Genomic DNA, 22,815 nt, shown 5'->3' with positions numbered 1-22,815 from the left:
CGTGGCTGCGGCCAGCGTGACGCAGGTGGCCCCGCTCGTGGAATCAGCGCTGCGCCACGATGCCGTGCCGGCCGGATCGTCCAGCACGGGCGCTGCCAGCACGGGCGCCTCCGGCAAGGGGACAACAGTCCGGTCCGCTTTGGCGCTGTCCGCCCAGCCGCCGCAGCCTGCGCGGAAACCGGCGGTCGCCGGACATGTCACCGTCCTGGACACCGGTTCCATGACGTCGCTCGCGCAGCACCCGGACGCGCGCGCCCGCGCCTGAACACGCTGGTTCTCCATGCCAACAGGCGCCCGGCGCTGTCTGTTCGGCGGTGAGCGAGGGCCGCGAGATAAGCCGCCGGCATCCCTTACCCTGAGCAACCATCTCCGCTAGCGTGAAACCCATGGAATTCAGATACCTCGGAAACAGCGGCTTCAAGATTTCGGAAATCACGTTCGGCAACTGGCTCACGCATGGCTCTCAGGTGGAGAACGACGTCGCCACGCAGTGCGTGCGGGCGGCGCTGGACGCCGGCATCAGCACCTTCGACACTGCAGACGTCTACGCCAACACCGCCGCGGAAACCGTTCTGGGCGAAGCGCTCAAGGGTGAACGCCGGCAGTCCATCGAGATCTTCACGAAGGTGTTCGGTCCCACCGGTCCCAAGGGAAAGAACGACCTCGGCCTGTCCCGCAAGCACATCATGGAATCCATCGACGGGTCTCTCAGTCGGCTGCAGACGGACTATGTGGACCTCTACCAGGCGCACCGCTACGACTTCGAAACGCCGCTCGAGGAGACGATGCAGGCGTTCGCGGACATCGTCCGGCAGGGAAAGGCCCTGTACATCGGGGTCAGCGAGTGGACCGCCGAACAGCTCCGCAACGGCCACGCCCTGGCCAAGGAGCTGGGCTTCCAGCTGATCTCCAACCAGCCGCAGTACTCCATGCTGTGGCGGGTCATCGAGGAGGAAGTAGTTCCGGCGTCGGAGGAACTGGGCGTCTCCCAGATCGTCTGGTCGCCCATGGCGCAGGGCGTGTTAAGCGGCAAGTACCTGCCCGGCCAGCCGCTGCCGGAGGGCAGCCGCGCCACCGACGATAAGGGCGGTGCCAGGATGATCGAGCGCTGGATGCGGGACGACGTACTGGCCGCCGTGCAGGAGCTGCGGCCGGTGGCAGAGGAAACCGGGCTGACCATGCCCCAGCTGGCGGTGGCCTGGGTGCTGCAGAACCCGAACGTCGCGTCAGCGATCGTCGGCGCCTCCCGGCCCGAACAGGTCGCCGACAGCGCCGCAGCTGCCGGTGTCCGCCTTGAACCGGACGTCCTGAAGAAGATCGACGCCGCCGTCGGCTCCCTCGCCGAGCGGGACCCGGCCCAGACAAAGTCCCCTGCAACCCGCGAGGCCTAGGAGCGCAAATGACTGATCTTCCAGACCTTGCCGTCACCGGCGCCACGGGGGTCCTGGGCGGCATGGTGGCCCGGCAGCTGTCCGACGCCGGGTTCTCCCAGCGCCTGCTGGTGCGCGACCCCCGGCGGGCGCCGGACTTAAAGGACGCCCCGGCGGTGGCGGTCAGCTACGGGGACCCCGTACTGTCGCGCCCGGCCCTGGAAGGGGTCAAGGTCCTGTTCATGGTGTCGGCGGCGGAGGCGGAGGACCGGCTGCAGCAGCATTACGCCTTCGTGGACGCCGCCGCGGAGGCCGGCGTGCGCCACATTGTGTACACGTCCTTCTTCGGTGCGGCGCCGGACTGCACCTTCACGCTGGGCCGCGACCACTACGCCACTGAGGAGCGGATCAGGGCGTCAGGGATGGGGTTCACTTTCCTGCGGGACAACTTCTACCTGGATTTCCTGCCCATGCTGGCCGGGGAGGACGGTGTGATCCGGGGCCCGGCGGGCGACGGAGTGATGGCCGCCGTCGCCCGGGAGGACATTGCCAGGTCCGCGGTGGCGGTGCTTCGTGACCCGGCGGTCCACGCCGGGGCAACCTACGACCTGACGGGTCCGGAGGACATCTCGCTGGGGCACGCCGCCGAGGTTCTCACGCGTGCCACGGACAGGATTGTGACCTACCAGCACGAAACAGTGCAGGAGGCGTTCGCCTCCCGTGCGTCCTATGGCGCCCCCGCGTGGCAGGTGGAGGCCTGGGTCAGCACCTACACGGCGATCGCCGCCGGAGAGCTGGCCGGGGTGACGTCGGACGTGCACGGCCTCACCGGCCAGGACCCGATGGCACTAGAGGAGCTGGTGAAGCTGCCGCAGCTGTAGGGGGCGACGGCATCCGGGCTGTCGACGATCACTGGATGTTGACGGTCATTTGCGGGCGGCGTAAACCTGTGAGGAGGAGCACGCCTACCGCAGCTGCACCCCACAGCCCCGAGAAACCGCAGCACCGAGCAGAATCGCAAGGCCATGTCCAAGCTGATCTACCGACGCCGACCGTCCGCCCGCCCCGCACCCCACACGGGTGTAGCAGCGCATTCCGGTGAACCCACGCATGGCCCGCTCACCAGCGAAGAGCTGCAGCTCGCCGCGCGGAACCACTCCATGCCGCTTGAGGCCCTGCGCGAGGACGTGACTCCGCCCGGGCTGCATTACGTGCTGACCCACTTCGACATTCCGCAGGTCAGCGGCGCGTGGCACCTGCGCATCGGCGGCGCCGTGGAGCGGGCAATGGAACTGAGCCTTGCGGCGCTGAAGCGGGATCCGGCCATAAGCGTCCAGGTGACCATGGAATGCGCCGGCAACGGGCGTTCGCTGCTGAGGCCGCGGCCGCTCAGCCAGCCCTGGACTCTGGAGGGCGTGGGAACGGCAGTGTGGACGGGTGTTCCGCTCGCGTACCTGCTGGCGCAGGCGGGCGTCGAGCCCGAAGCCGTCGAGGTGGTGTTCACCGGACTGGATACCGGACTCCAGGGCGGCGTCCGGCAGCAGTACGCCCGGAGCCTGCCGATTTCGGAAGCGTCCCGGGCCGACGTCGTCCTTGCCTACAAGATGAACGGCACCGAGCTGCCGCCCCAGCACGGCTACCCGCTGCGTCTCGTCGTCCCGGGCTGGTACGGCATGGCCAGCGTCAAGTGGCTGCAGTCGATCAAGGTGGTCACGACGCCGTTCACCGGGTTCCAGCAGTCGGTCGCCTACCGTTACCAGCACCACGCGGACGACGCCGGCACGCCGGTTTCGCGGATCAGGGTTCGGTCCCTGATGGTTCCGCCGGGCATTCCCGACTTTTTCACCCGCCGCAGGTACCTGCCCCGCGGGCCCGTCATGCTCCAAGGCCGGGCGTGGTCCGGTGAGGGCCCCGTAACGAAGGTGGAGGTCGGCATCGACGGCAAGTGGGTTCCGGCGCAGCTGGACAAGCCTGCCGGCGCCTATGCCTGGCGCGGCTGGAACCTGCCATGGGTGGCCGACCCCGGCCACCACGAACTGGCGTGCCGGGCCACCGACGCGACCGGCTCCACGCAGCCGCTGGAGCAGCACTGGAATTACCAGGGCATGGGCAACAACACGGTGCAGCGGGTGCGGGTCATCGTCGAATAGCAGAGTGGCACCAGGATCAGCGGCTCTTAGTGCATGTGGCTTCCGCCGTTGATGTCGATGGTGGTGCCGGTCAGGTAGGCGGAGTCGTCGGAGGACAGGAAGGTGATGACGGCGGCGACTTCCTCGGTGGTGGCGTTGCGGCCCAGGGGGATGCCGGCGTTGATGGCGGCTTCCTGCTCGTCGGTGCTGCCGACGCGGATGTTGGTGTCCACGGCGCCCGGGGTGATGGCGTTGACCGTGACACCGGAGTCCCCGAGTTCACGGGCGAGGGCCTTGGTGAAGCCGAGGATGGCGGCCTTGGCGGCGGAGTAGGGGACCTTGCCGAAGACGCCGCCGCCCCGCTGTGCGGAAACGGAGGACATGTTGACGATCCGGCCCCAGCCGTTGGTGATCATGTCCGGCAGGAAGGCCTTGGTGACGAGGTAGGTGCCGGTGGAGTTCACGGCCATGACCTTGTTCCAGAGGTCAAGCGTGGTTTCCAGGAAGGGCACCGGCGAGGTGATGCCGGCAATGTTGGCCAGGGCGCCGACGGCCGGAAGGGCGCCGCTCTTGACCTCGGCCAAAACTGCCTTGTACGCCGCGTTGACGGAGTCCTCGTTGGCGACGTCGATCTCGTAGCCGAACGCCGGGACGTTGAATTCGTTGCCGATTTCGGTAGCGACCTTCGCGGACTTCTCGCCGTCGAGGTCCAGGATCACCACGCCCCAGCCCTGGCTAGCGTAGCGGCGGGCGGTGGTGATGCCGATGCCCCGTTCCGAGGTGGCTCCGGTGAGGACGGCGGTGCGCTGAATGGCGGTCATGATGATGCTCCTTGGGTGTGTGTTGTGGATCGAGTGCTCCATAAGTGCCGTTGTGAGGGGTCAAAACGGCACTTACGGAGCACTCGATGGTCAGATGAGGTCGGTAATGAAGCTGGCAGCCTTGGCGGCAGCCGCTGGGCGTTCGTCGTGGGTGATGTCCCGGGTTTCGAGTTCCAGGCTGAAGTGCCCGGTGTAGCCCTGCTGAGCCAGCCCCCGTAGCCCGGTGGCGAAATCGGCCTGGCCGTTGCCGATGCTGAGGTTGATATTCCCGGGCACGGCATCGCGCAGGTGCACGTGGGCTATCCGGCCCTCGTGGCGTGCCAGGTACTCCAGCGGGTCCTCGCCGGCGGCGACGATGTGGCTGAAGTCCATGACAATTCCGACGCCGGAGCCCGCCAGCCGCTGCGCCAGCAGTTCGGCGCGTTCCAGGCTCCAGCAAAACCGCAGGAAGTGCAGCGATTCTGTCCAGAGTTCGACGCCGAAGTCAGCCGCACGACGTTGGGCTCCAATGAGTTGCGCTGCGACGGTGTCCAGGTCCTCTTCGAGGCTTTTCACCGGCTCGTGGCTGAGCGCACCGCAGGGCAGGACCAGCGCCTTGGCTCCGGTTTTCGCCGTGAGGGTGAGCAGGGCATCAAGGTGCCTGTCCCGCTCAACCTGCCGGCGGGCGTCGAGCACTGCGTTGAGGTCCCCGATATCCCCGTTGACGGAACGCACCCGCAGTCCTGATGCGGCCACGTCACCGGCCACAGCTGAAACGGCGTCCGCGTCGAGCTCGTACGGAACGTGATTGCAGACGCCGGGAAGGGCGCCCAGGTCGATCTCGGCGAAACCCAGCCCGGCGATGGTTCGCAGGGCTGCGGGCAGGTCCTGGTGGCGGAAGCTGATGGATGAGCACCCGAGTCGGGAATGGAACATCGTTGTTGATCCTCTAGTTGTGCCCGGCAGGCTGTAGTGATGGACACCACACTAGCGCTGGCGACTGTTAACAGTCAACTTCTGACGGCGACTGTTGACAGTCAGCATGACGTCGGTCACACTGGGACACATCTTGTTAACAGTCGACAGCGCTGGAGCTTCTTCAGCCGCTCTTCGAAAGGGAACCACCATGAGCAACGATGCTCTGAACATGCGGGGGCCGGTCCACGGCACCAAGGATGCCCGTCGGGTCGCCATCGGCTCGGGCGTCGGCGCCGTGATCGAGACGTACGACTTCATCGGCTTTGGTACTGCGGCCGCCCTCTACTTCGGAACTGCGTTCTTCCCCACCGGTGACCCGGTAACCGGAACGCTGGCCGCCTTCGCCACCCTCGGCGTCGGCTTCGCCGCCCGCCCGCTGGGCGGCATCATCGGCGGCCACCTGGGCGACAAGGTGGGACGCAAGCCCGTTCTGGTCACGTCCCTGATCCTGATGGGCATCGCCACCTTCTTCATCGGCCTGCTGCCCACGTACAGCCAGGTGGGCCTGCTGGCTCCGGCGCTGCTGGTCTTCGTCCGCATCGTCCAGGGCCTGGCCTTCGGTGCCGAATGGGGCGGAGCCATCCTGATGAGCTACGAGCACGCGCCGTGGAAGTCCAAGGGCAAGTACACCGGCATCGTCCAGGCCGGCTTCCCGGTGGGCCTGCTGCTGGCCAACCTGGTGTTCCTGGTCAGCGTGAACTTCGGCGGCGAGCTCGCCTGGCGCATCCCCTTCCTTGCCAGCATCGTGCTGGTGGTGGTGGGCCTGATCATCCGCTCCAAGGTCCCCGAGTCCCCGGTCTTCGACGAGGTCAAGGGCCACGGCGAGATCGTCAAGTCCCCCATCGTGGAGGTCATCAAGACCGACTGGCGCAACATCGTCAAGGGCATCGGCCTGCGCATCGCCGAGACCGCCGGCTACGCCGTGTCCATCACCTACATGATTTCCTACCTCAACAGCCAGCACCTGGCGGACAAGACCCAGACCCTGGTGGCCCTCTGCATCGCGTCAGCCATCGGCATCTTCGCCACCCAGGCCTGGGGCCGCCTGACCGACCGGATCGGCCGCCGCCCCCTCTACATCTGGTCCACCGCCTTCGCCGCGCTGTTCGCCATTCCGATGTTCCTGCTGGTCAACACCGGCCTGTTCGTCTTCATCATCGCCACGGTCGTGATCTCTTACGCGGTCTGCCAGAACTCGCTCGCCGGAGCCCAAGGTGCCTGGTTCCCCGAGCTATTCCAGGCCAAGACCCGCGCCTCGGGTGCCTCACTGGCCTACCAGATCTCGGCCATGGTCTCGGGTTTCACCCCGTTCATCACCACCCTGCTCTTCGTCAGCCTCGGCTGGATGGGCCCGGCCCTGCTGTTCGGCGCCTACGCCCTCATCGGCCTCTGGGCAGCCTTCGCCACCCGGGAAACCTGGGGCAAGCGGGAACGCCAGCTGGCTGATGAAATCACCAAAAGCACCCCCCAGTCGGTGAACGCCTGATGACCGCCGTCAACGAAGCCAGCCCGCAGGAACTGCAGGCCACAACACTCCCCCCGAAGGAACGAATGACCCAGGAAACTGCCGCAGAACGACTCGAACGGGTCAGCGCCGCCGCCTACCGCATCCGGCACCACGCCCTGAACATGGGCGAGGTCCAGGGCCAGGGCTATGTGGGCCAGGCCCTGGGAGCAGCGGACATGCTCGCCGTCGTGTACGCAGACCAGCTTCGGTTCCGTGCCAAAGATCCGCACTGGGAACAGCGCGACCGGTTCCTGCTCTCCACCGGGCACTACGCCATCGGACACTACGCAGCCCTTGCCGAGGCGGGCATCCTCCCCGTCGAGGAACTCGAAACCTACGGCTCGGACGACTCCCGGCTCCCCATGTCCGGCATGTCCACCTACACGCCCGGCATGGAAATCTCCGGCGGGTCCCTCGGCCACGGACTGACCATCGCCGTCGGCATGGCCCTGGGCCTGCGCCACCAGGACTCCGACGCCAGGATCTACAACTTCCTCTCCGACGGGGAACTCGACGAGGGCTCCACCTGGGAGGCCGCCATGGGCGCCCACCACCACCAGCTCGGCAACCTCACCGCCATGGTGGACATCAACGCCCTGCAGGCCGACGGCAAGACAGATACCGTGCTCCGCACCGAACCCATTACCGGGAAATGGGAAGCCGCCGGCTGGTACACCCAGCGGGTGGACGGCAACGACGTCGCCGCGCTGCTCGCCGCGTTCGACAACGCCGCAGCCCAGGCCGCCACCAGCGGAAGCCCCTCCGTGGTCCTCTGCGACACCAAGGTGGGCCGCGGCGTGCCGCTGCTGGAGGAACGGGAAAAGGCGCACTTCATGCGCATCGAAGAACACGAATGGCAGATCTGCCGCGAACAGCTCACCGCCGGTTATGAAGGAAAGGCTTCAGCATGAGCGCCACCACCGAGGCTCCCGACACTACAACAGCCGCGAAGCCGAAGCTGAAAACCTCGGCCATGATTGCGTCCTTCGCGGATCCGGGCCAGAAGACCGCGTCCGCCCCGTTCGGCCACGCCCTGGTCAAGGCCGCGCAGGAAAACGACAAGATCGTGGGCCTCACCGCGGACCTGGGCAAGTACACGGACATGCACATCTTCGCACAGGCCTTCCCGGAGCGGTTCTTCCAGATGGGCATGGCCGAGCAGCTGCTCTTCGGCGCCGCAGCCGGCCTCGCCGAAACCGGTCTGGTACCGTTCGCCTCCACGTACTCCGTGTTCGCCGCCCGCCGCGCCTACGACTTCCTCTGCCTGGACGCCGCGGAGCCCAACCTGAACGTCAACATCGTGGGCGGCCTCCCCGGCCTGACCACCGGCTACGGCCCCAGCCACCAGGCCACCGAGGACATGGCGATCTTCCGCGGCATGCCCAACCTGACCATTGTGGACCCCTGCGATTCGATCGACATCGAGCAGGCCGTCCCGCAGCTGGCCGCCAGCGCAGGGCCCACGTACCTTCGCCTGCTCCGCGGCAACGTGCCCACGGTCCTGGACGAGTACGACTACACCTTCGAACTCGGCAAGGCCAAGGTCCTGCGCGGGGGCAATGACGTCGTCTTCGTCTCCAGCGGCCTCATGACCATGCGCGCCCTCCAGGCAGCCAAGGCGCTGGCCGAGCACAACGTGGATGTCGCGGTCGTCCACACGCCCACCATCAAACCGTTCGACGCCGAAACCGTGCTGGCCGAGATCAACACCGACCGTTTGGCCGTCACCCTGGAAAACCACTCCGTGGTGGGCGGACTGTTCGAAACCGTGGCCTCGGCCGTAGTCACCGCAGGACTCGGCAAGCGCGTGGTGCCGGTGGCACTGCCCGACGAATTCCTGGACGCCGGCGCCCTGCCCACCCTGCACGACCGCTACGGCCTGACCGTCCAGCGCATCGTGGCCAAGGTGCTCGCCGAACTCGGCTAGAACAGGGCTTCGGCTCCGCTGGAGCACAGCCACGGCAGGAATGCGGGGGCAACGCCTGGTCCCGCGCTCCTGCCGTGGCATCATTGTTAACACGGCGACTGTAAACAGTCGACCTCTGACCTTGGGGAGAATCCGAATGGCCACAATAGCCCTTCTGGGACTGGAAAAGAAAAGCCTCCGCGAGCAGGCACTGGCGGCGTTGCGCACCGCCATCACCAGTGGCGCGCTCGAACCTGGCCGCCACTTGGTGGAAACCGAGCTGTCCGAGATGCTGCAAATCAGCCGCGGAACGCTCCGGGAGGCCCTGCGGCAGCTCCAGCAGGAAGGCCTCGTGTCCGCGGGCGCCCGCGGCCGGCTCTCCGTCCGTCACCTCGATGCCAAGGAAATCCGCGACATTTACTCCGTCCGGGCGGCCCTGGAATCCCTGGCTGCCCGGACCCTGTGCGAACTGCCGGACCGCCAGCACGTCATCGGGTCACTCCGCGCGTCCATCCAGGCCATGGAGTCGGCAACCCAGGGCACGCTGGAGGAGCGGGTCGAATCCGACCTCGACTTCCACCGCACCATGTGCCGCCTCACCGGCAACGAGACCCTGCTGCATTCGTGGGAATCCCTGGAAGGGTCCATCAGGATGTCCATCATGTTCGCCGGGCTCGAAAAGGGCGTGCGGAACATGAGCGTAGACCGTCACAACGACATCGTCGCCGCCATCGAAACCGGCGACGCCACCCTGGCCCGCGACACCATCCGCGAGCACATGGACTCCGCCGCGGCCGTCCTCGTCGCGTAGCCGCCCAAACTCGCGGTCCTGAACACGGCTGTCGGCGAGTCCCGTCCAACACGCCTGCAGGGCGTTTAGGCGGCAAAAGCCCTGGGTACCTGAACCAGTGCACCGTACGATTCATCAGTGGTCCCGACCGTCTTAAAGGTCGCGGCCGCCACATTGGTCCCGGAAAGGCCGTGATCATGGATCGCCACACATCCGCGAACTGGGCCTCGGGCCACACCATTGAGGACGCCGCCCTGGACGTCCTCATCCCCACGTGCGACCGGCCAGCCGAGCTTGCCGTCACGCTGGCCGGGCTTGCGGCGCAGGAGGGCCCGGTCTTCCGCCTGGTGCTTAGTGACCAGTCGGACGGGCCGCCGGCCTGGGAAAATCCGCCGGCAGCCAGCCTGCTCCGGGTGCTCCGTGCGCAGGGCACCGCCGTTGAGCTGCATCGGCACCTGCCGCGCCGCGGCCTTGCCGAACACCGCCACTTTGTCCTCGAGCAGGCGCGGGCGGACAAAGTGCTGTTCCTCGATGACGACGTTTGGCTGGAGCCCGGCGCGCTGGCGAGGATGAGCGATGCCCTGGATGCCCTGGGTTGTGGCTTTGTGGGAATGGCCCCTCAGGGTCTCTCCTTCCTGGACGACCGCCGCCCCGACCAGACCGGAACCTTCACGCCATGGCAGGGACCCGTGACCCCCGAGCGCATCCGTCCCGGCGAGGAGGGTTTTGAGCGCTGGCCACTGCACAGCGCAGCCAACCTGAGCCACCTGAGCACGGAGCTGGGACTGAAATCCGGGCAGTGGATTCCATACAAGGTGGCCTGGCTGGGCGGGTGCACCATGTTCCGCCGCCAGGCCCTGGAGGACGCGGGCGGCTTCCGGTTCTGGACTCAGCTCCCACCCGAACACTGTGGTGAGGACGTGGTGGCCCAGTGGCGGGTGATGGAAAAGTTCGGCGGCGCCGGCATCCTGCCCACGGGCGCCGTCCACCTGGAATCTCCCACCACTGTCACGGACCGCCGGGTCGAGGCCTTCGACATCGTGCTGGCGGACGGCCCGACGGCGGCAGGTTCCGCCGTCGCGGACGGCTGAGTCAGCCGCTGCCCAGCTATACTCGGCTGCAATCATGAGCAGCCTTCCCTCAGCGCCCAGCACAGTCCGTGTCGACGCCTGGCTGTGGGCGATCCGCGCCTACAAGACCAGGTCCGCCGCCACCGCCGCCTGCCGTGCCGGGCATGTGCGCCTCAACGGAAACCCGGCCAAGGCCTCGCAGTCACTCGTGCCCGGCAACACCGTCCGCGTCCGCCAATCCGGTTATGAGCGCATCCTCGAGGTGCGCAGGCTTATCGCCAAGCGGGTGGGCGCAGAAGCAGCGTCGCACTGTTTCACGGACCATACGCCTCCGCGGCCCGTGGCGCCGGCGCTCGGGCTGCCGCAGCGGGACCGCGGGACCGGCCGGCCCACCAAGAAGGACCGCCGCGAAATGGAGCGCCTGCGCGGACCGGGCTGACAGCCGGGTTTGGGTTTACAGCGGTTCAGTCCTTGACCTGCTCCCGGCCTTCCCGCACCTCGAACTCCCCTACCTCCAGGTCAGCGGCACCGAAGGCGGCGGGCAGGAGGGTCAGGTGGACGGCACCTGACGACGTCGCCTTGCTCCCGGCCAGGGTGAAGGCCGACGGCGTTACGCCCGGTTCGAAGAGCCGCTTGCCCTGGCCCAGGACCACGGGGAAGATGATCAGCCGGTACTCGTCCACCAGGCCGGCGTCGTGCAGGGCGCGGACCAGCCGGTAGCTGCCGTGGACCTGAAGTTCCCGGCCCGGGCCCGATTTGAGGTCGTCAACCGCTTCGAGGAAGTTCGCGGGGAGGATGGAGGTGTTGTTCCAGGTCGCCTCCGTAAGCGTTGAGGACACCACGTACTTGGGCAGGCTGTTGAGCGCCTTGGCCACGGCGTCGTCCGGGTCCGTGACCTGCTCCCAGTAGGGCTGGAACATCTGGTAAGTGGTGCGGCCCAGGAGGATGGCGTCGGCTTCGGCAAACCACCCGTTCACGATCCTGCCCATGTCCTCGTCGAAGAGCGGCACCAGCCAGCCGCCGAACTCGAAGCCGCCGCTGGTGTCCTCAACCCTGCCGCCAGGACCCTGCATGGCGCCGTCGAGGCTCACGAAGGTGTGAACGGTGAGTTTCATGACGGCCCTCCTGGTGCAGTGGTTTGTGGACTGACGGCCCGGGATTCGCCCGGATCGACGGGCCCCATGTCGAGCCGGAACGGAGGATATTCGTCCCGCATCAGCGCCACATATGCCGCCACGCGGTAAACCCAGCGGTTGAGGCCGATCAGCAGGTCGAACAGGGTCCGGAGATACCTGCCGGTGAACAGCAGAATGAGGCCGGCGATGAAGGCCAGCAGCGTGAGCAGCGAGACCGCGCTGCCTGCCGTGTAGCGGCCCGCACCGCCGGCAAAGTCGTCGTCGGAGGAAACCACCCAGGTACGGGTGGATCCCGCGAGCACACCCACAATCAGGAGGTGCGGAATGGCGAGCAGCCATGACTTCACCAGCACCAGGCCGCGCGAGAGGTGGTCAGGGTAGTCGACGTCAAAGTCGGCCGGGTAGTCGGTGCGGGCCAGGGTGAAGGGCGGGTAGCGGTCCGTTCCGATCGCCGTGAAGGCGTAGAAGGACACCCGCCAGCTCCAGCGCAGCACGCCCACGTTGAAGTTGAACAGCGAATGCGGGTAGCGGGCGGTGAAGAGGATCGCGAACCACGCCACGATGCTGGTGATGATCAGCGCGAACCAGAGGAAGAACAGGATGATCAGGTGCGGGATGGCCAGGAACCATTTGACCAACCACATCCACCGGGACAACGCCGGGTCGATGTGTCCGGTCAGGCGGGCCGGGTACCTCGGGTTCTCAAATTGGTCGACGACGGCGGGCGGCGGCGGTGCGCCCGCCCCGCCGCCGGGGGCGGGATAGCCGGGCGCCGGATAACCCGGGGCCGGGTAGCCGGCCGCCGGGTAAGCGGCTGCCGGGTAAGCGGCTGCCGGGTACGGCCCCGGCTGCATGCCCGGAGGACCTGCGCTACCGGGAACACCGGCGCCGCCACCTGCACTTTCAGCCGGCGTGCTGGAACTGGCGAACGGCACGGTGGCGCCGGCAGCGGCGGGAGGTCCCGCCGTCGGGGTTTCCGCTGGTGGGGCATGCCCCGCGAGCGGCTGGCCGGGCGGGTAGTGTCCCGCGAGCGGCTGGCCGGGGGGATAGTGGCCCGGGGGAAGGTGCGGTGGAGGTCCGTGCCGTCCGAGCCCCATCGCACCTGCAACGATCAGCGGCACTCCGATGACCAGCAACACGATCCCGGCAATGAGTAGCCACAGGAACAGTGGCCACAGCAGGTCGGAGCGGACGCCGGCCTGCAGATCCGCCGAAACCGGGGCGCTGGCGTCGGCGTTCATGACCACCACGGTCCAGCTGCCGGGAAGGATGTTCCATTTGAGTTCCTGCGTACCGGTGCCTTCGGCGGATGCGACCCAGAAGTTCTGGGCTCTCGGGCGGGCAGGGGTCTGTGTGCCGGGCACTTCGGTGTAGTCGACCCTGAAGGGCCGCAGATTCAATTCACGGATTTCGGAGCGCTTGACTCCCTCGAGGTAGCGCGCCGCGTCCTGCTGCGGCGCGATGCCAAGGAAAATCCCCTTGCCGGGAGTGGCTGCCGCTCCGCGGAGCAGGATGCTGCCTGCCGTTTCCGAGGGAATGACGTCCGGTAGCCTGCCTCTGACCATGACGTCCAGCCCTGCCGTGGTGATGGCGGAGGACGCGGCGTCGAAACGGTGCGATTGAGTGGTGAAGTAGCCTTCATCGCGCTGCTGGAAGTTGAGCCAGCCCACCCCGGCTGCGCCTGCCAGCAGCCCCAGTCCGAGGAGCGCGGCGAGTGTACCGAGGACGAGCATCACCATGCGGCCAGGTTTCATGCCGGTTCCTTATCTCGCGCCCTGCGGCGGGCCGCCACCCGTGGTTCGGCATGGCCGGGTTGGGCCGTGCCCGGCTCCATGGCAGTTGCTTGGACGGCGCTTGCCCGGGTGGTGCGTGATCGGGCGGTGGATCGTTCGGCTTTGCTTTCCTGGGTTCTGCTGGCCTTGTCGCTGTGCTTGCCGTCAGGGTGCTTGTGGTCGCCGTGTTGATGATCGCTGTGTTTGCCGTCAGGGTGCTTGTGATCGCCGCGACCGTGAGTGAATGAGGGGTGCGCGTGGATGCCCGGCCGGGGGTCCAGAATGCTAAGCCGGCAAGGTTTCTCGGACGTGCCTTCCCCGCTGAGTTGCGTAAGCTGGGCGGGATCATGGAGCGCGGTGATGGTTTCCATGGCGGCACGGGCCATCGACAGGTCCAGAACGATTTCCTTGCCCGGCAGCAGAGTCCTGGCACGCCGCGCAACAACGTAAAGCGCCCGGATGTTGGCTGGCGTCAGGGTTCCGCGGACCTCGATGCAGGCGCGCTCCATGTTCGCGTCGATGTGGACCACGACCTTGAGGCGGTGATGACTCGCGGTGATGTCCACGGCCCTCACGTCCCCCGGGCGGGCAGCCGCTGCCCGCGTTGACCCGGCCGGACCGCATCAAGGGACCGGATATTAAAGTTCACGTGGCCTACGCCTCCCCGACTTCGTTGTCGGAACCATGTCACGTCCAGAATGCACCCTGTTGCCAGCACAGGGAAGAGGAGTTCCGGTGGACCCCTGGCGGTGCAGGTCAACGAAAGATCTGTGCGGCGCGGATTGGTGCTGACCGGCTACCCGCCTAGCCTGTTCCTATGCCTTCCAGCCAGGACCGCCCACCAGGTTACGACCCAGCAGCTCAGGACCCGATGCCCACGGATGTGGTGCTCGCGTCCGTGAGGCTGCCCGGCGACACAGGGTGCTCCGACCTCCATATCCGCAATGGCCGGGTGTCCGCAATCACCGCAGCGGGGGCCCGCCCCGGAAGTTTCAGGGCAGCGGATGCCCAGGTGCTGGATCTCGAGGGACGCTTCGTCATCCCCGGGCTGTGGGACGAGCACGTCCACATGACACAGTGGGCGATGGCCGCCAACCGGATCGACCTGTCCGGTGCCGCTTCGGCGAGCGCCGCCGTCGAGCTTGTCCGGCAGCGGATTACCGCGACGGACCCCGGGGCTGAACCGACCGGCACGGTGGTGGGTGCGGGTTTCCGCGACGCCACGTGGGACGACGCCCCGAGCGCCCAAATGCTCGACGACGCCACCCTTGGAGTCCCCACGGCCCTAATCAGCCATGACCTGCACTGTGTCTGGCTGAATTCGGCCGCCGCACGGCGGTTCGGAGTTCAGCTTCCGCCAGACGGCTTGCTCCGTGAGGAACCGGCGTTCGCCCTCACTCGCGAACTCGGAAAGTTGCCCGACGACGTCGTGGACGGCTGGGTCGGCACGGCAGGCCAGGAAGCCGCCGCCCGCGGTGTTGTGGGCGTGGTGGACCTGGAGATGACGTGGAACCGCGACGTCTGGCTGCGCCGGATCGGCGGCGGATTCCGCTCGTTGCGCGTTGACGCGGGGGTGTACCCGGAAGATCTCGAGGGGGCGGCAGCTGCCGGGATGCGGACGGGACAAATGGTCGACGGCGGTGCCGGCCTTCTGCGGGTGGGTCCGCTGAAGGTACTCATTGACGGCTCCCTCAACACGCGCACCGCCTTTTGTTTTGACCCGTACCCGCACGGCGGGCACGGCGTCCTGACGGTGAGCGAACCCGAACTGGCTAACCTGCTCGCCAGGGCCCGGGAGACGGGCTTCGTTCCGGCGGTCCACGCCATCGGCGACGGCGCCAACAAGGTTGCGCTGGATGCCTTCGCGGGCGTTGGGATCGGCGGCCGGATCGAGCACGCCCAGTTTGTACGGCAGGAGGACTTCGCCCGGTTCGGTGAGCTTGGCCTGACGGCCAGCGTCCAGCCGGCCCACGCACTCGACGACCGCGATGCCGCTGACGCGAACTGGGCCGGCCGCACTGACCGGGCCTTCCCGCTGCGCTCGCTGCTGGACGGCGGGGCGCGGCTGGCGCTGGGGTCCGATGCGCCGGTGGCGGCCCTGGATCCATGGCTGGCGATGTCCGCCGGGACCGCGCGGGCGCGTGAAGACGGCCGGGGCCCATGGCACCCGGAGCAGGCCCTGACCCGCGAGGAAGCGCTCCTCGCCTCGACGCGTGGGCGCGGCCGGATCCGCGCCGGTGATGTGGCGGATGTTGCCGTACTGGATGCTGATCCGCTTGCCGTGTCCGATGCCGTGTTCGCCGGAATGCCCGTTGCCGCAACGCTTATGGCCGGCAGGTTCACGTTCCGGGGCGCAGGGGTTTAGGCGTCCTGCCGGATCGGCGGAAACTCCCCCACGCACCCTTACCGCCAAAAGCGTAGAGTTGCCTAAGACGCCTGATTCTTGGACGCCATGCAGCTAAGGGAGAAATCGTGACGATTGACTGGGACGAAAAGAAAGCCCTGCTACAGGAACCGAACATCGCAGCGGTGACGCAACTGTGCGATGAACTTATGGAGAAGAAGCCGGGATCGACCGTTCCTTATATCGACCCCGTCCATGATGAGGACGAATGCCGGATTGTCAGCCTCCAGGTCAGCCCGGGCAAGGGAACCGAGTCCGGTTTCGTGTCCCACTTCAACGACGACGAGGCCGCCCGGCGGGCCACGCAGATCTACGAGCTCGCCGAGTTGGATCCGCGCTACGTCATGCCGTGGAATGCCTACCCCTGGGTGCGCGACCCGGACATGCCTTCGGCCCTCAGCATCCAGGAGAAGACCGACGGCCTGCGCCCCTTCCGGCAGTTCATGAAGATCAACAGGCGCGTCTCGGCCATCATTGCCCACGGGACCGACGCCGCCACCTTCCTGACGCTCTTCGAGAAGACCTACCACTACTCACTCAAGAACAACGGCATCAAAATCTACAAGGCCAGCGCGCTCGGCGGGCGGGCCTTTGCTGTTTCCGAGGCCAAGCAGGAAGAACTCCTGGCCAAAAGCGTGGACGTCTACAAGGACGCCATGCAGCGTGCGGGCATCCAGCACCTTTAACTCCCGGTTTCCGGCCCGGTTAAACGCGTGCTCGACTGGCTGCTCGATTCCGACCCCTCGGTCCGGTGGCAGGTCCTGCGCGACCTGACGGATGCGCCTGCCGAAAAGGTTCGCGCCGAACGTGCCCGCGTGGCCGCCGAGGGCTGGGGTGCGCGCCTGCTCGCCCTTCAGGGCGGCGACGGCCAGTGGGACGGCGGCACGTTCTTCCCGGTGCCGTATGACGGCTCCGAGGCGGGCCAGCCGTGGACGGCCACGACCTACAGCCTCCTGCTCCTGCGGGACCTCGGGCTCGATCCGGGCAGTGAGGAGGCCCGCCGGGCAGTCGCGAAAGTCCGGGAGAACAGCCGCTGGGAAGAGGGAGGCCAGCCGTTCTTCGACGGCGAGGTGGAGCCCTGCATCAACGGGAAGGCCGTGGCCCTCGGAGCGTACTTCGGCGAGAATGTCGACGGCATCGTCCAGCGACTGCTCGGCGAGCAGCTCGCCGATGGTGGCTGGAACTGCGAGGCGGAGCGGGGATCGGTGCGCTCGTCGTTCGCCACCACCATCAACGTGCTGGAGGGTTTGCTGGAACACGAGCGGGCAACGGGCGGAACGCCGGAGTCCATTGCTGCGCGGAAGCGGGGCGAGGAGTATCTGCTGGAACGTGCGCTGCTCCGGCGCAAGAGCACCGGCGAGCTGGTGGACCCGGACTGGCTGCAGTTTTCCTACCCGACCCGCTGGTTCTATGACGCGCTCCGCGGCCTGGACTATTTCCGGGATGTCGGCGGAGTCCCGGACAGCCGCCTTGCCGAGGCCGTCGGCCTGCTCCGCTCAAAACGGCAGCCCGACGGAAGCTGGCTCCTCGAGAACACCCACCCCGGACGCATCCATTTCGCCATGGAGGACGGCGACGGACGCCCCAGCCGCTGGAACACGCTTCGGGCCCTGCGCGTCCTCGGCTGGTACGACATCTTCACCCCTCCAGCAGCCTCCGGCGGTGCTTGAGCTCCTTAACCCACGCCCTGGTGACCATGTCCGGAAAAGGCGAGGCTCCGCCGTCGTCCTTTGAGACTTTGGCCGCTGCCGTAAACGCCGCGGAAGCGAAAGCCGTCCCGGCCTCCAGGTCCGCCAGTAATGGGCCGGCGGCCTTCAGGGCCAGATCCACAGCCTGCACGGACGTGCGTTCAGGCAGGCCGAGTCCCGTGGCCCAGGCCAGGAAGTGCTTGCGCGAGATGCCGCTGCGCTTGCCGCCGAGCGTCAGGGCGAGCGTCTTGTCGCCGTAGACCACTGTGGAGGGGATGTCATAGACGGGCGCGATGGACCATTCCCCGTGCGGCTGCTGCACCATGGACACGTTTTTCGCGTGCAGGTCGCCGTTGCCGCTGAGCAGTGCGAAGGCGGCCTGGACGGCGAGGTTCCGGAGCGCCGGCAGCGGTGCCGCGCAGTATTCGGATAGCGCATGGCACACCGTTCCGAACCCCACGTTGTACTTGTCCGCCGGGTACAGCTTCAGGACCTGCGCGCCGTCCTCGACGGCGAGCCGCTGCACCGCGTCCGGCCCGCCGGCCGCCCCCGCCGGCGCACCGGCTGCCATCCCGCCGGCTGTACCGACTTCCAGCGGCACGCGGTCGAACCGCTCCACCAGCAGCCCAGGCCGGCCGGCGACGTCGCGCATCAGCTGCACCCGGCTCAGCGGAATCCGCAGCTTCGCCGCGTAGCGGAACATGATGAACTCGTTCTCCACCACGTGCGGGAACTCCGGTGCGTTGAGCTTGAGGATAAACCGGCGCCCGGCGCTGGCCACGGGCATGGAAATCATTCCGGCGGAGAGCTTGTCCTGCACGCCGGCGAGCGCCACCGGATCGATCAGGCCTGAATCGCCCAGCAGCTCGTCGAAGTCCACGGGCTTGCGCGGGTCCACCTCGACGGCGTGCTCCTCCGGGTCCAGCGGCTCCCCGTGGCCTACGATCTGCACGTCGCCCACGGGGTTTCCGCCGGCGGCGATGAGCAGCGAGAGGTCATCGTCCGCGCTGGTCTTGATGGTTCGGCGCAGTGCGTTCAGCCGCCGGCCCTCCGGGAGCAGGCCGGTGAAGTACGGCGGTGCGGCCCCTGCTCCGGAGAGCACAGGTTCCGGTGACAGCGGAAGGGAACTCGCGACGGCGGGGCGGCCGCTTTGCAGGTATGCGGGCAGATAGCTGAACCTGGTTCCGCCGTCGTGCCGTTCCAGCCTGGCGGCCAGAACGCCCCGCTTGTAGATGTCCGCGACGCGGTGCCTCACGGCCGGTTCTCCCCTTCGCCAAGTACGTTGACTTCCAACAGGGCCGCGGACGGCGGTTGCGTCACCGTCAGCTCCGACGGCTGGGTCACCAGTGCGCGGGCGGCGGCGCTGGTCCGGGTGCCGAGCTCCAGCTCAAGCCCGAGTGTGTCCAGCAACGCCAGCAGGGTGTCCAGCCGGAGGCTCTGCTTGCCCTGCTCGACGAAGCGGACGAGGCGTTCGGAGACCCCGGCCATGTCGGCGAGGTCCTGCTGGCTCAGGCGGAGGTCGGCGCGCCGGGCACGCACGGCCGCGGCGAGCCGCGTGGTGAAGGGGTGGGCCACCGCGCCTCCTAACAATTAGGAACGATCGTGCCGGTTTACTGCTAGCTCTCACGCTACGCCGGACCGCTCCACGCGCGCAAGGGCTGGATCGGAACGAACGTACCGGCAGGCAGCGCACGTCTTCGGAACGCCCACCTTCACATCCGACCGGGTTCAAGTTTGTGGTTGACACCCACCTGTGACCCGTGCCATATTCTTAACCGTGAACCTGTCAGACAGCCGGACAGCCGGACCGCAAAGCGGAGCGAACACCTTTCCGCTGGCGCGCCTCAGCGCAGCCGAAGCTGTCTTCAACGCCATCCGCGGCGACATCCGGAGCGGAGCGCTGGCAGTCGGCGCCAAACTCAGCTCCGAAGCATCTTTGGCCACGCAGTACGGCGTCAGCCGCTCAGTGATCCGCGAGGCCCTGCGCTCCTGCACCGCCCTCGGCCTGACCGTAACCAAGACCGGCCGCGGCACGTTCGTCGTCGCGGACCACGTGGCCAACGACCTCGTCCTGGGCCAGTTCTCCGCCCGGGACCTCACCGAGGCCCGGCCGCACATCGAAGTCCCCGCCGCCGGCCTGGCCGCCGAGCGCCGCACCGCCGAGGACCTGGAAACCCTCCGCGGCATGATGGCGTCCATGGCTGCGGAGACCGATCCAGAAGCCTGGGTCGCCCTCGATTCCGGCTTCCATGCAGCCATCGCCCGCGCGAGCGGCAACAAGGTGTTCGAAAGCGTCGTGGCTGATATTCGCGACGCCCTCGCCCACCAGTCCGAAACCCTCAACATGGTGGCCGACCGACAGCACGCCTCCGACGTCGAGCACCGCCTCATCCTGGAGGCCATCGAAGCCGGGTCCGCTGCAGACGCCAGCGCCGCCATGGCTGAGCACCTGCGCGCCGTCGGTGAAGCCCTCGATTTCATCCTCACCCAGTAACGGCCCAGCCTTCCCAGGCACCAGCCACACCCAACTCAACACATCAACACCCAACGCAGAGGACACCATGCCTTCCCCCGCCATGCCGGCAAGCCACTCCCTTTCCGCGCCTCCCGCACCAGCAGCGATCCTGCCGCGGCACGAGCCCCTTGCCGTCCAAACCCGCGACGGGCTGGTCGAAAGCGTCCACTACGGCTCCCTGATCGCCACCACGCCCGACGGCCACACCCTGCTCTCCGCCGGCGAACCCCATGCCGCGTTCTACCCCCGGTCCTCCCTGAAGCCCCTGCAGTCCGTGGCCATGGTCCGAGCGGGACTGGACCTGCCAGCCGACCTGCTGGCCCTCACCGCCGCGAGTCACTCCGGCGCAGCCCGTCACCTGGACGGCGCCAGCCGCATCCTGGAACTCCACGGGCTCACGCCTGCATCACTCGAAAACAGCACCGACCTTCCCTACGGCGTCCGCGAGCGCGAGGAGTGGCTACGCGACGGCGGCCGGCCCACACAGCTGGCCCAGAACTGCTCCGGCAAGCATGCTGCCATGGCCGCCACCTGCGTCATCAACGGCTGGCCGGTGCAGGGCTACCTGGACCCCTCGCACCCGCTGCAGAGGCTCGTCGCCGAAACCGTCACCGACCTGACGGGCGAGGAACCCGCCGGCGTCAGCACCGACGGCTGCGGCACCCCGCTGTTCGCCTTCACCCTTGCCGGCATGGCGCGCGCCTTCGGCCGCCTTGCCTCCGCCGAACTGGCTGATGGTGCGTCCGCCCCCGAAAGCCCGGAAGCCGCCGTCGCGCATTCCATGCGCCGCCATCCGGAAATGGTGGCGGGCGAGGGCCGTGATGTCACGGAGCTCATGCGCCTCCTGCCCGGCGCCCTGGCGAAGGACGGCTTCGAAGGCGTCCAACTGGTTGGGCTGCCGGACGGACGCGCCGTCGCCGTCAAGATTTCCGACGGCGGCGACCGCGCCCGGATGCCGGTCACCGTCCGCGCGCTGGAAGCGCTCGACGTCGACACTTCCGCCCTTGCGGGCATCGCCACCGGTGCGGTCCTCGGCGGCGGCCGCCAAGTGGGCCTGCTGCAGGCCGCAGACTTTTCCTCCCTGTCCCCGACCGACGACGTTCTCTAAGGACTCCAAATGACCGAAACCCAAACCCTGCCGGATGCCCCTTCCCATGCGGGCGTCCGCTCCGAGCATGACCTGCTCGGCGACCGCGACATCCCCGCAGGCGCGTACTGGGGCGTCCACTCGCTCCGTGCTGTGGAGAACTTCCCCATTACCGGGCAGCCGCTCTCCAGCAACATGCACCTGGTCCGGGGCCTCGCCGCCGTGAAACTGGCAGCCGCCCGCACCAACCTTGAGCTCGGGCTGCTGGACGCCGAACGTGCCGCGGCCATCGAACAGGCCTGCACCGATGTCATGAACGGCGAGCTCAGCGAGCAGTTCGTCGTCGACGTGATCCAGGGCGGCGCGGGAACGTCGTCGAACATGAACGCCAACGAGGTCATCGCCAACCGTGCCCTGGAAATCCTTGGCCACCCCAAGGGCGACTACGCGAGGCTGCACCCCAACGACCACGTGAACCTCAGCCAGTCCACCAACGATGTCTACCCGACCGCGGTGAAGCTCGGCACCATCTTCGCTGCGCGCGAGCTGCTCTCCGCACTGGCGGAACTCGAAGAAGCGTTCGCGGAAAAGGCCATGGAGTTCCGCACCGTGGTGAAAATGGGCCGCACCCAGCTGCAGGATGCCGTTCCCATGACCTTGGGCCAGGAGTTCGGTACCTACGCCGTGACCATTGGCGAGGACCGGCAGCGGCTGGCCGAGGCGGACCTGCTGATCCACGAGATCAACCTCGGTGCCACCGCGATCGGCACCGGCCTGAACGCCCCCGCCGGCTACGCCGAAGCCGCCTGCCGGCACCTGGCGGAGATCACCGGACTGCCCCTGGTCACCGCCGTCGACCTCATCGAAGCCACCCAGGACGTGGGCGCGTTCGTCCACCTGTCCGGTGTGCTCAAGCGTGTGGCCGTCAAGCTGTCCAAGATCTGCAACGACCTCCGCCTGCTGTCCTCCGGGCCGCGCGCCGGCCTCGGCGAGATCAACCTTCCCGCCGTCCAGTCCGGATCCTCCATCATGCCCGGCAAGATCAACCCGGTGATCCCGGAAGTGGTCAGCCAGGTGGCCTACGAGGTCATCGGCAACGACGTCACCATCACCATGGCCGCCGAAGCCGGGCAGCTCCAGCTCAACGCCTTCGAACCCATCATCGTGCACAGCCTGCACAAGAGCATCTCGCACCTCGAAGCAGCCTGCCGCACGCTCACGGCCCGCTGCGTCCGCGGCATCACCGCCAACACCGAACGGCTGCGCCTCACCGTGGAACAGTCCATCGGCCTGGTGACCGCCCTCAACCCACACCTCGGGTACGCCACCGCAACCGCCATCGCGCAGGAAGCCCTGGCCACCGGCAAGGGCGTGGCCGAACTTGTCCTCGAACACCGCCTGCTCACCGAAACCCAGCTGCAGGAGCTCCTCAGCCCCGAACGCCTGGCGAACCTCAGCAAATAACAAGAATTCCTTCCCCCACCAGGAAATCAAAGGACTCCCATGAGTAACCAACCCATTACTGACCATACGGTCCCGGCCCAGGCACACGCCACCGAAAACCTTCTTCATGCGGAGGACAAGGGCTACCACAAGAGCCTGAAGCCGCGGCAGATCCAGATGATCGCCATCGGCGGCGCGATCGGCACCGGCCTGTTCCTCG

The 22,815-nt window shown here is 67.5% G+C and carries 23 protein-coding genes and 1 pseudogene; 17 read left to right on the top strand and 7 right to left on the bottom strand.

Annotated elements, in window-relative coordinates; genetic code table 11:
- The 4 genes from G9E11_RS20765 to G9E11_RS10325 form a co-directional block, all read left to right on the top strand.
- On the top strand, positions 1-265 hold a 265-nt coding region (locus G9E11_RS20765; RefSeq protein WP_194717997.1), incomplete at its 5' end, for a hypothetical protein.
- Between the two features lie 121 nt (positions 266-386).
- Positions 387-1,391 carry an aldo/keto reductase family protein gene (locus G9E11_RS10335; protein ID WP_190605329.1) on the top strand — a complete coding sequence of 335 codons (1,005 nt, stop codon included), beginning with the start codon at positions 387-389 and terminating at the stop codon, positions 1,389-1,391.
- Between the two features lie 8 nt (positions 1,392-1,399).
- Positions 1,400-2,251 (top strand): SDR family oxidoreductase, encoded by an 852-nt coding sequence (locus G9E11_RS10330; RefSeq protein WP_190605327.1) that lies wholly within the window; start codon positions 1,400-1,402, stop codon positions 2,249-2,251.
- A 144-nt stretch (positions 2,252-2,395) separates the two neighbouring features.
- The gene (locus G9E11_RS10325) at positions 2,396-3,520 is read left to right on the top strand and encodes a sulfite oxidase (RefSeq protein ID WP_190605325.1); all 1,125 of its coding nucleotides are present in this window, start codon (positions 2,396-2,398) and stop codon (positions 3,518-3,520) included.
- A gap of 26 nt (positions 3,521-3,546) precedes the next feature.
- Here the strand turns inward: G9E11_RS10325 and G9E11_RS10320 are convergent, their stop codons facing one another.
- Both G9E11_RS10320 and G9E11_RS10315 read right to left on the bottom strand, forming a co-directional pair.
- Positions 3,547-4,320 carry an SDR family NAD(P)-dependent oxidoreductase gene (locus G9E11_RS10320; protein ID WP_190605324.1) on the bottom strand — a complete coding sequence of 258 codons (774 nt, stop codon included), beginning with the start codon at positions 4,318-4,320 and terminating at the stop codon, positions 3,547-3,549.
- Positions 4,321-4,410: 90 nt separating this feature from the next.
- Positions 4,411-5,235 carry a sugar phosphate isomerase/epimerase family protein gene (locus G9E11_RS10315; RefSeq protein ID WP_190605322.1) on the bottom strand — a complete coding sequence of 275 codons (825 nt, stop codon included), beginning with the start codon at positions 5,233-5,235 and terminating at the stop codon, positions 4,411-4,413.
- A gap of 190 nt (positions 5,236-5,425) precedes the next feature.
- On the opposite strand from G9E11_RS10315, the gene G9E11_RS10310 reads away from it, so the two are divergent.
- The 6 genes from G9E11_RS10310 (at position 5,426) to G9E11_RS10285 (ending at position 10,989) form a co-directional block, all read left to right on the top strand.
- Entirely contained in the window at positions 5,426-6,763 is a 1,338-nt protein-coding gene (locus G9E11_RS10310) for an MFS transporter (protein ID WP_190605320.1), read from the top strand.
- Positions 6,764-6,828: 65 nt separating this feature from the next.
- Positions 6,829-7,695: a transketolase gene (locus G9E11_RS10305; RefSeq protein WP_190605318.1), complete on the top strand. Its 867-nt coding sequence runs from the start codon at positions 6,829-6,831 to the stop codon at positions 7,693-7,695.
- Complete coding sequence (locus G9E11_RS10300) at positions 7,692-8,711, top strand: transketolase family protein (RefSeq protein ID WP_190605316.1); 1,020 nt, start codon at positions 7,692-7,694, stop codon at positions 8,709-8,711. Before G9E11_RS10305 ends, G9E11_RS10300 begins: the two co-directional genes overlap by 4 nt.
- 136 nt (positions 8,712-8,847) lie before the next feature.
- Positions 8,848-9,501 carry a GntR family transcriptional regulator gene (locus G9E11_RS10295; protein ID WP_190605314.1) on the top strand — a complete coding sequence of 218 codons (654 nt, stop codon included), beginning with the start codon at positions 8,848-8,850 and terminating at the stop codon, positions 9,499-9,501.
- Between the two features lie 176 nt (positions 9,502-9,677).
- Positions 9,678-10,571, top strand: coding sequence for a glycosyltransferase family 2 protein (locus G9E11_RS10290; protein WP_190605312.1), 894 nt, complete (start codon positions 9,678-9,680; stop codon positions 10,569-10,571).
- 34 nt (positions 10,572-10,605) lie between these two features.
- Positions 10,606-10,989, top strand: a complete 384-nt coding sequence (locus G9E11_RS10285) for an RNA-binding S4 domain-containing protein (protein ID WP_190605310.1) — start codon at positions 10,606-10,608, stop codon at positions 10,987-10,989.
- Positions 10,990-11,014: 25 nt separating this feature from the next.
- Here G9E11_RS10285 and G9E11_RS10280 read toward each other — a convergent pair whose 3' ends face one another.
- From G9E11_RS10280 to G9E11_RS10270, 3 genes are read right to left on the bottom strand one after another with little or no spacing between them, the layout of a single operon-like run.
- Positions 11,015-11,665, bottom strand: coding sequence for a dihydrofolate reductase family protein (locus G9E11_RS10280; protein ID WP_190605308.1), 651 nt, complete (start codon positions 11,663-11,665; stop codon positions 11,015-11,017).
- Positions 11,662-13,440, bottom strand: coding sequence for a DUF4389 domain-containing protein (locus tag G9E11_RS10275; protein WP_190605306.1), 1,779 nt, complete (start codon positions 13,438-13,440; stop codon positions 11,662-11,664). Before G9E11_RS10275 ends, G9E11_RS10280 begins: the two co-directional genes overlap by 4 nt.
- The gene (locus G9E11_RS10270) at positions 13,437-14,024 is read right to left on the bottom strand and encodes a hypothetical protein (protein WP_190605304.1); all 588 of its coding nucleotides are present in this window, start codon (positions 14,022-14,024) and stop codon (positions 13,437-13,439) included. Before G9E11_RS10270 ends, G9E11_RS10275 begins: the two co-directional genes overlap by 4 nt.
- A 251-nt stretch (positions 14,025-14,275) precedes the next feature.
- Between G9E11_RS10270 and G9E11_RS10265 the strand changes: the two genes are divergently transcribed.
- From G9E11_RS10265 to G9E11_RS10255, 3 genes are all read left to right on the top strand, one after another.
- Positions 14,276-15,823 (top strand): amidohydrolase, encoded by a 1,548-nt coding sequence (locus G9E11_RS10265; protein WP_190605302.1) that lies wholly within the window; start codon positions 14,276-14,278, stop codon positions 15,821-15,823.
- Positions 15,824-15,930: 107 nt separating this feature from the next.
- Positions 15,931-16,548, top strand: coding sequence for a uracil-DNA glycosylase family protein (locus tag G9E11_RS10260; protein WP_190605299.1), 618 nt, complete (start codon positions 15,931-15,933; stop codon positions 16,546-16,548).
- A gap of 27 nt (positions 16,549-16,575) precedes the next feature.
- Positions 16,576-17,532 (top strand): prenyltransferase/squalene oxidase repeat-containing protein, encoded by a 957-nt coding sequence (locus G9E11_RS10255; protein WP_190605298.1) that lies wholly within the window; start codon positions 16,576-16,578, stop codon positions 17,530-17,532.
- Here the strand turns inward: G9E11_RS10255 and G9E11_RS10250 are convergent.
- Positions 17,501-18,805 carry a type II toxin-antitoxin system HipA family toxin gene (locus G9E11_RS10250; RefSeq protein ID WP_190605296.1) on the bottom strand — a complete coding sequence of 435 codons (1,305 nt, stop codon included), beginning with the start codon at positions 18,803-18,805 and terminating at the stop codon, positions 17,501-17,503. The genes G9E11_RS10255 and G9E11_RS10250 overlap by 32 nt on opposite strands.
- Positions 18,802-19,125 (bottom strand): type II toxin-antitoxin system Y4mF family antitoxin, encoded by a 324-nt coding sequence (locus G9E11_RS10245; protein WP_190605294.1) that lies wholly within the window; start codon positions 19,123-19,125, stop codon positions 18,802-18,804. Before G9E11_RS10245 ends, G9E11_RS10250 begins: the two co-directional genes overlap by 4 nt.
- 202 nt (positions 19,126-19,327) lie before the next feature.
- Between G9E11_RS10245 and G9E11_RS10240 the strand changes: the two genes are divergently transcribed.
- The 4 genes and pseudogenes from G9E11_RS10240 to G9E11_RS21085 all read left to right on the top strand — a co-directional run.
- A complete protein-coding gene (locus tag G9E11_RS10240) occupies positions 19,328-20,044 on the top strand; it encodes a FadR/GntR family transcriptional regulator (protein WP_190605293.1) in 717 nt (238 codons plus the stop codon).
- A 67-nt stretch (positions 20,045-20,111) separates the two neighbouring features.
- On the top strand, positions 20,112-21,173 hold the full coding sequence (locus G9E11_RS10235) for an asparaginase (RefSeq protein ID WP_190605291.1): 1,062 nt from the start codon (positions 20,112-20,114) through the stop codon (positions 21,171-21,173).
- A 9-nt stretch (positions 21,174-21,182) separates the two neighbouring features.
- Positions 21,183-22,616 carry an aspartate ammonia-lyase gene (locus G9E11_RS10230; protein ID WP_190605290.1) on the top strand — a complete coding sequence of 478 codons (1,434 nt, stop codon included), beginning with the start codon at positions 21,183-21,185 and terminating at the stop codon, positions 22,614-22,616.
- Between the two features lie 39 nt (positions 22,617-22,655).
- Positions 22,656-22,815 (top strand): annotated as a pseudogene (locus G9E11_RS21085) (amino acid permease); the annotation flags it as partial.

The sequence above is a fragment of the Arthrobacter ipis genome (assembly GCF_014694315.1).
Lineage (GTDB): Bacteria > Actinomycetota > Actinomycetes > Actinomycetales > Micrococcaceae > Arthrobacter > Arthrobacter ipis.
The sequence above is the reverse complement of the archived record's forward strand: the minus strand, read 5'-3'. Positions and strand labels throughout refer to the sequence as shown.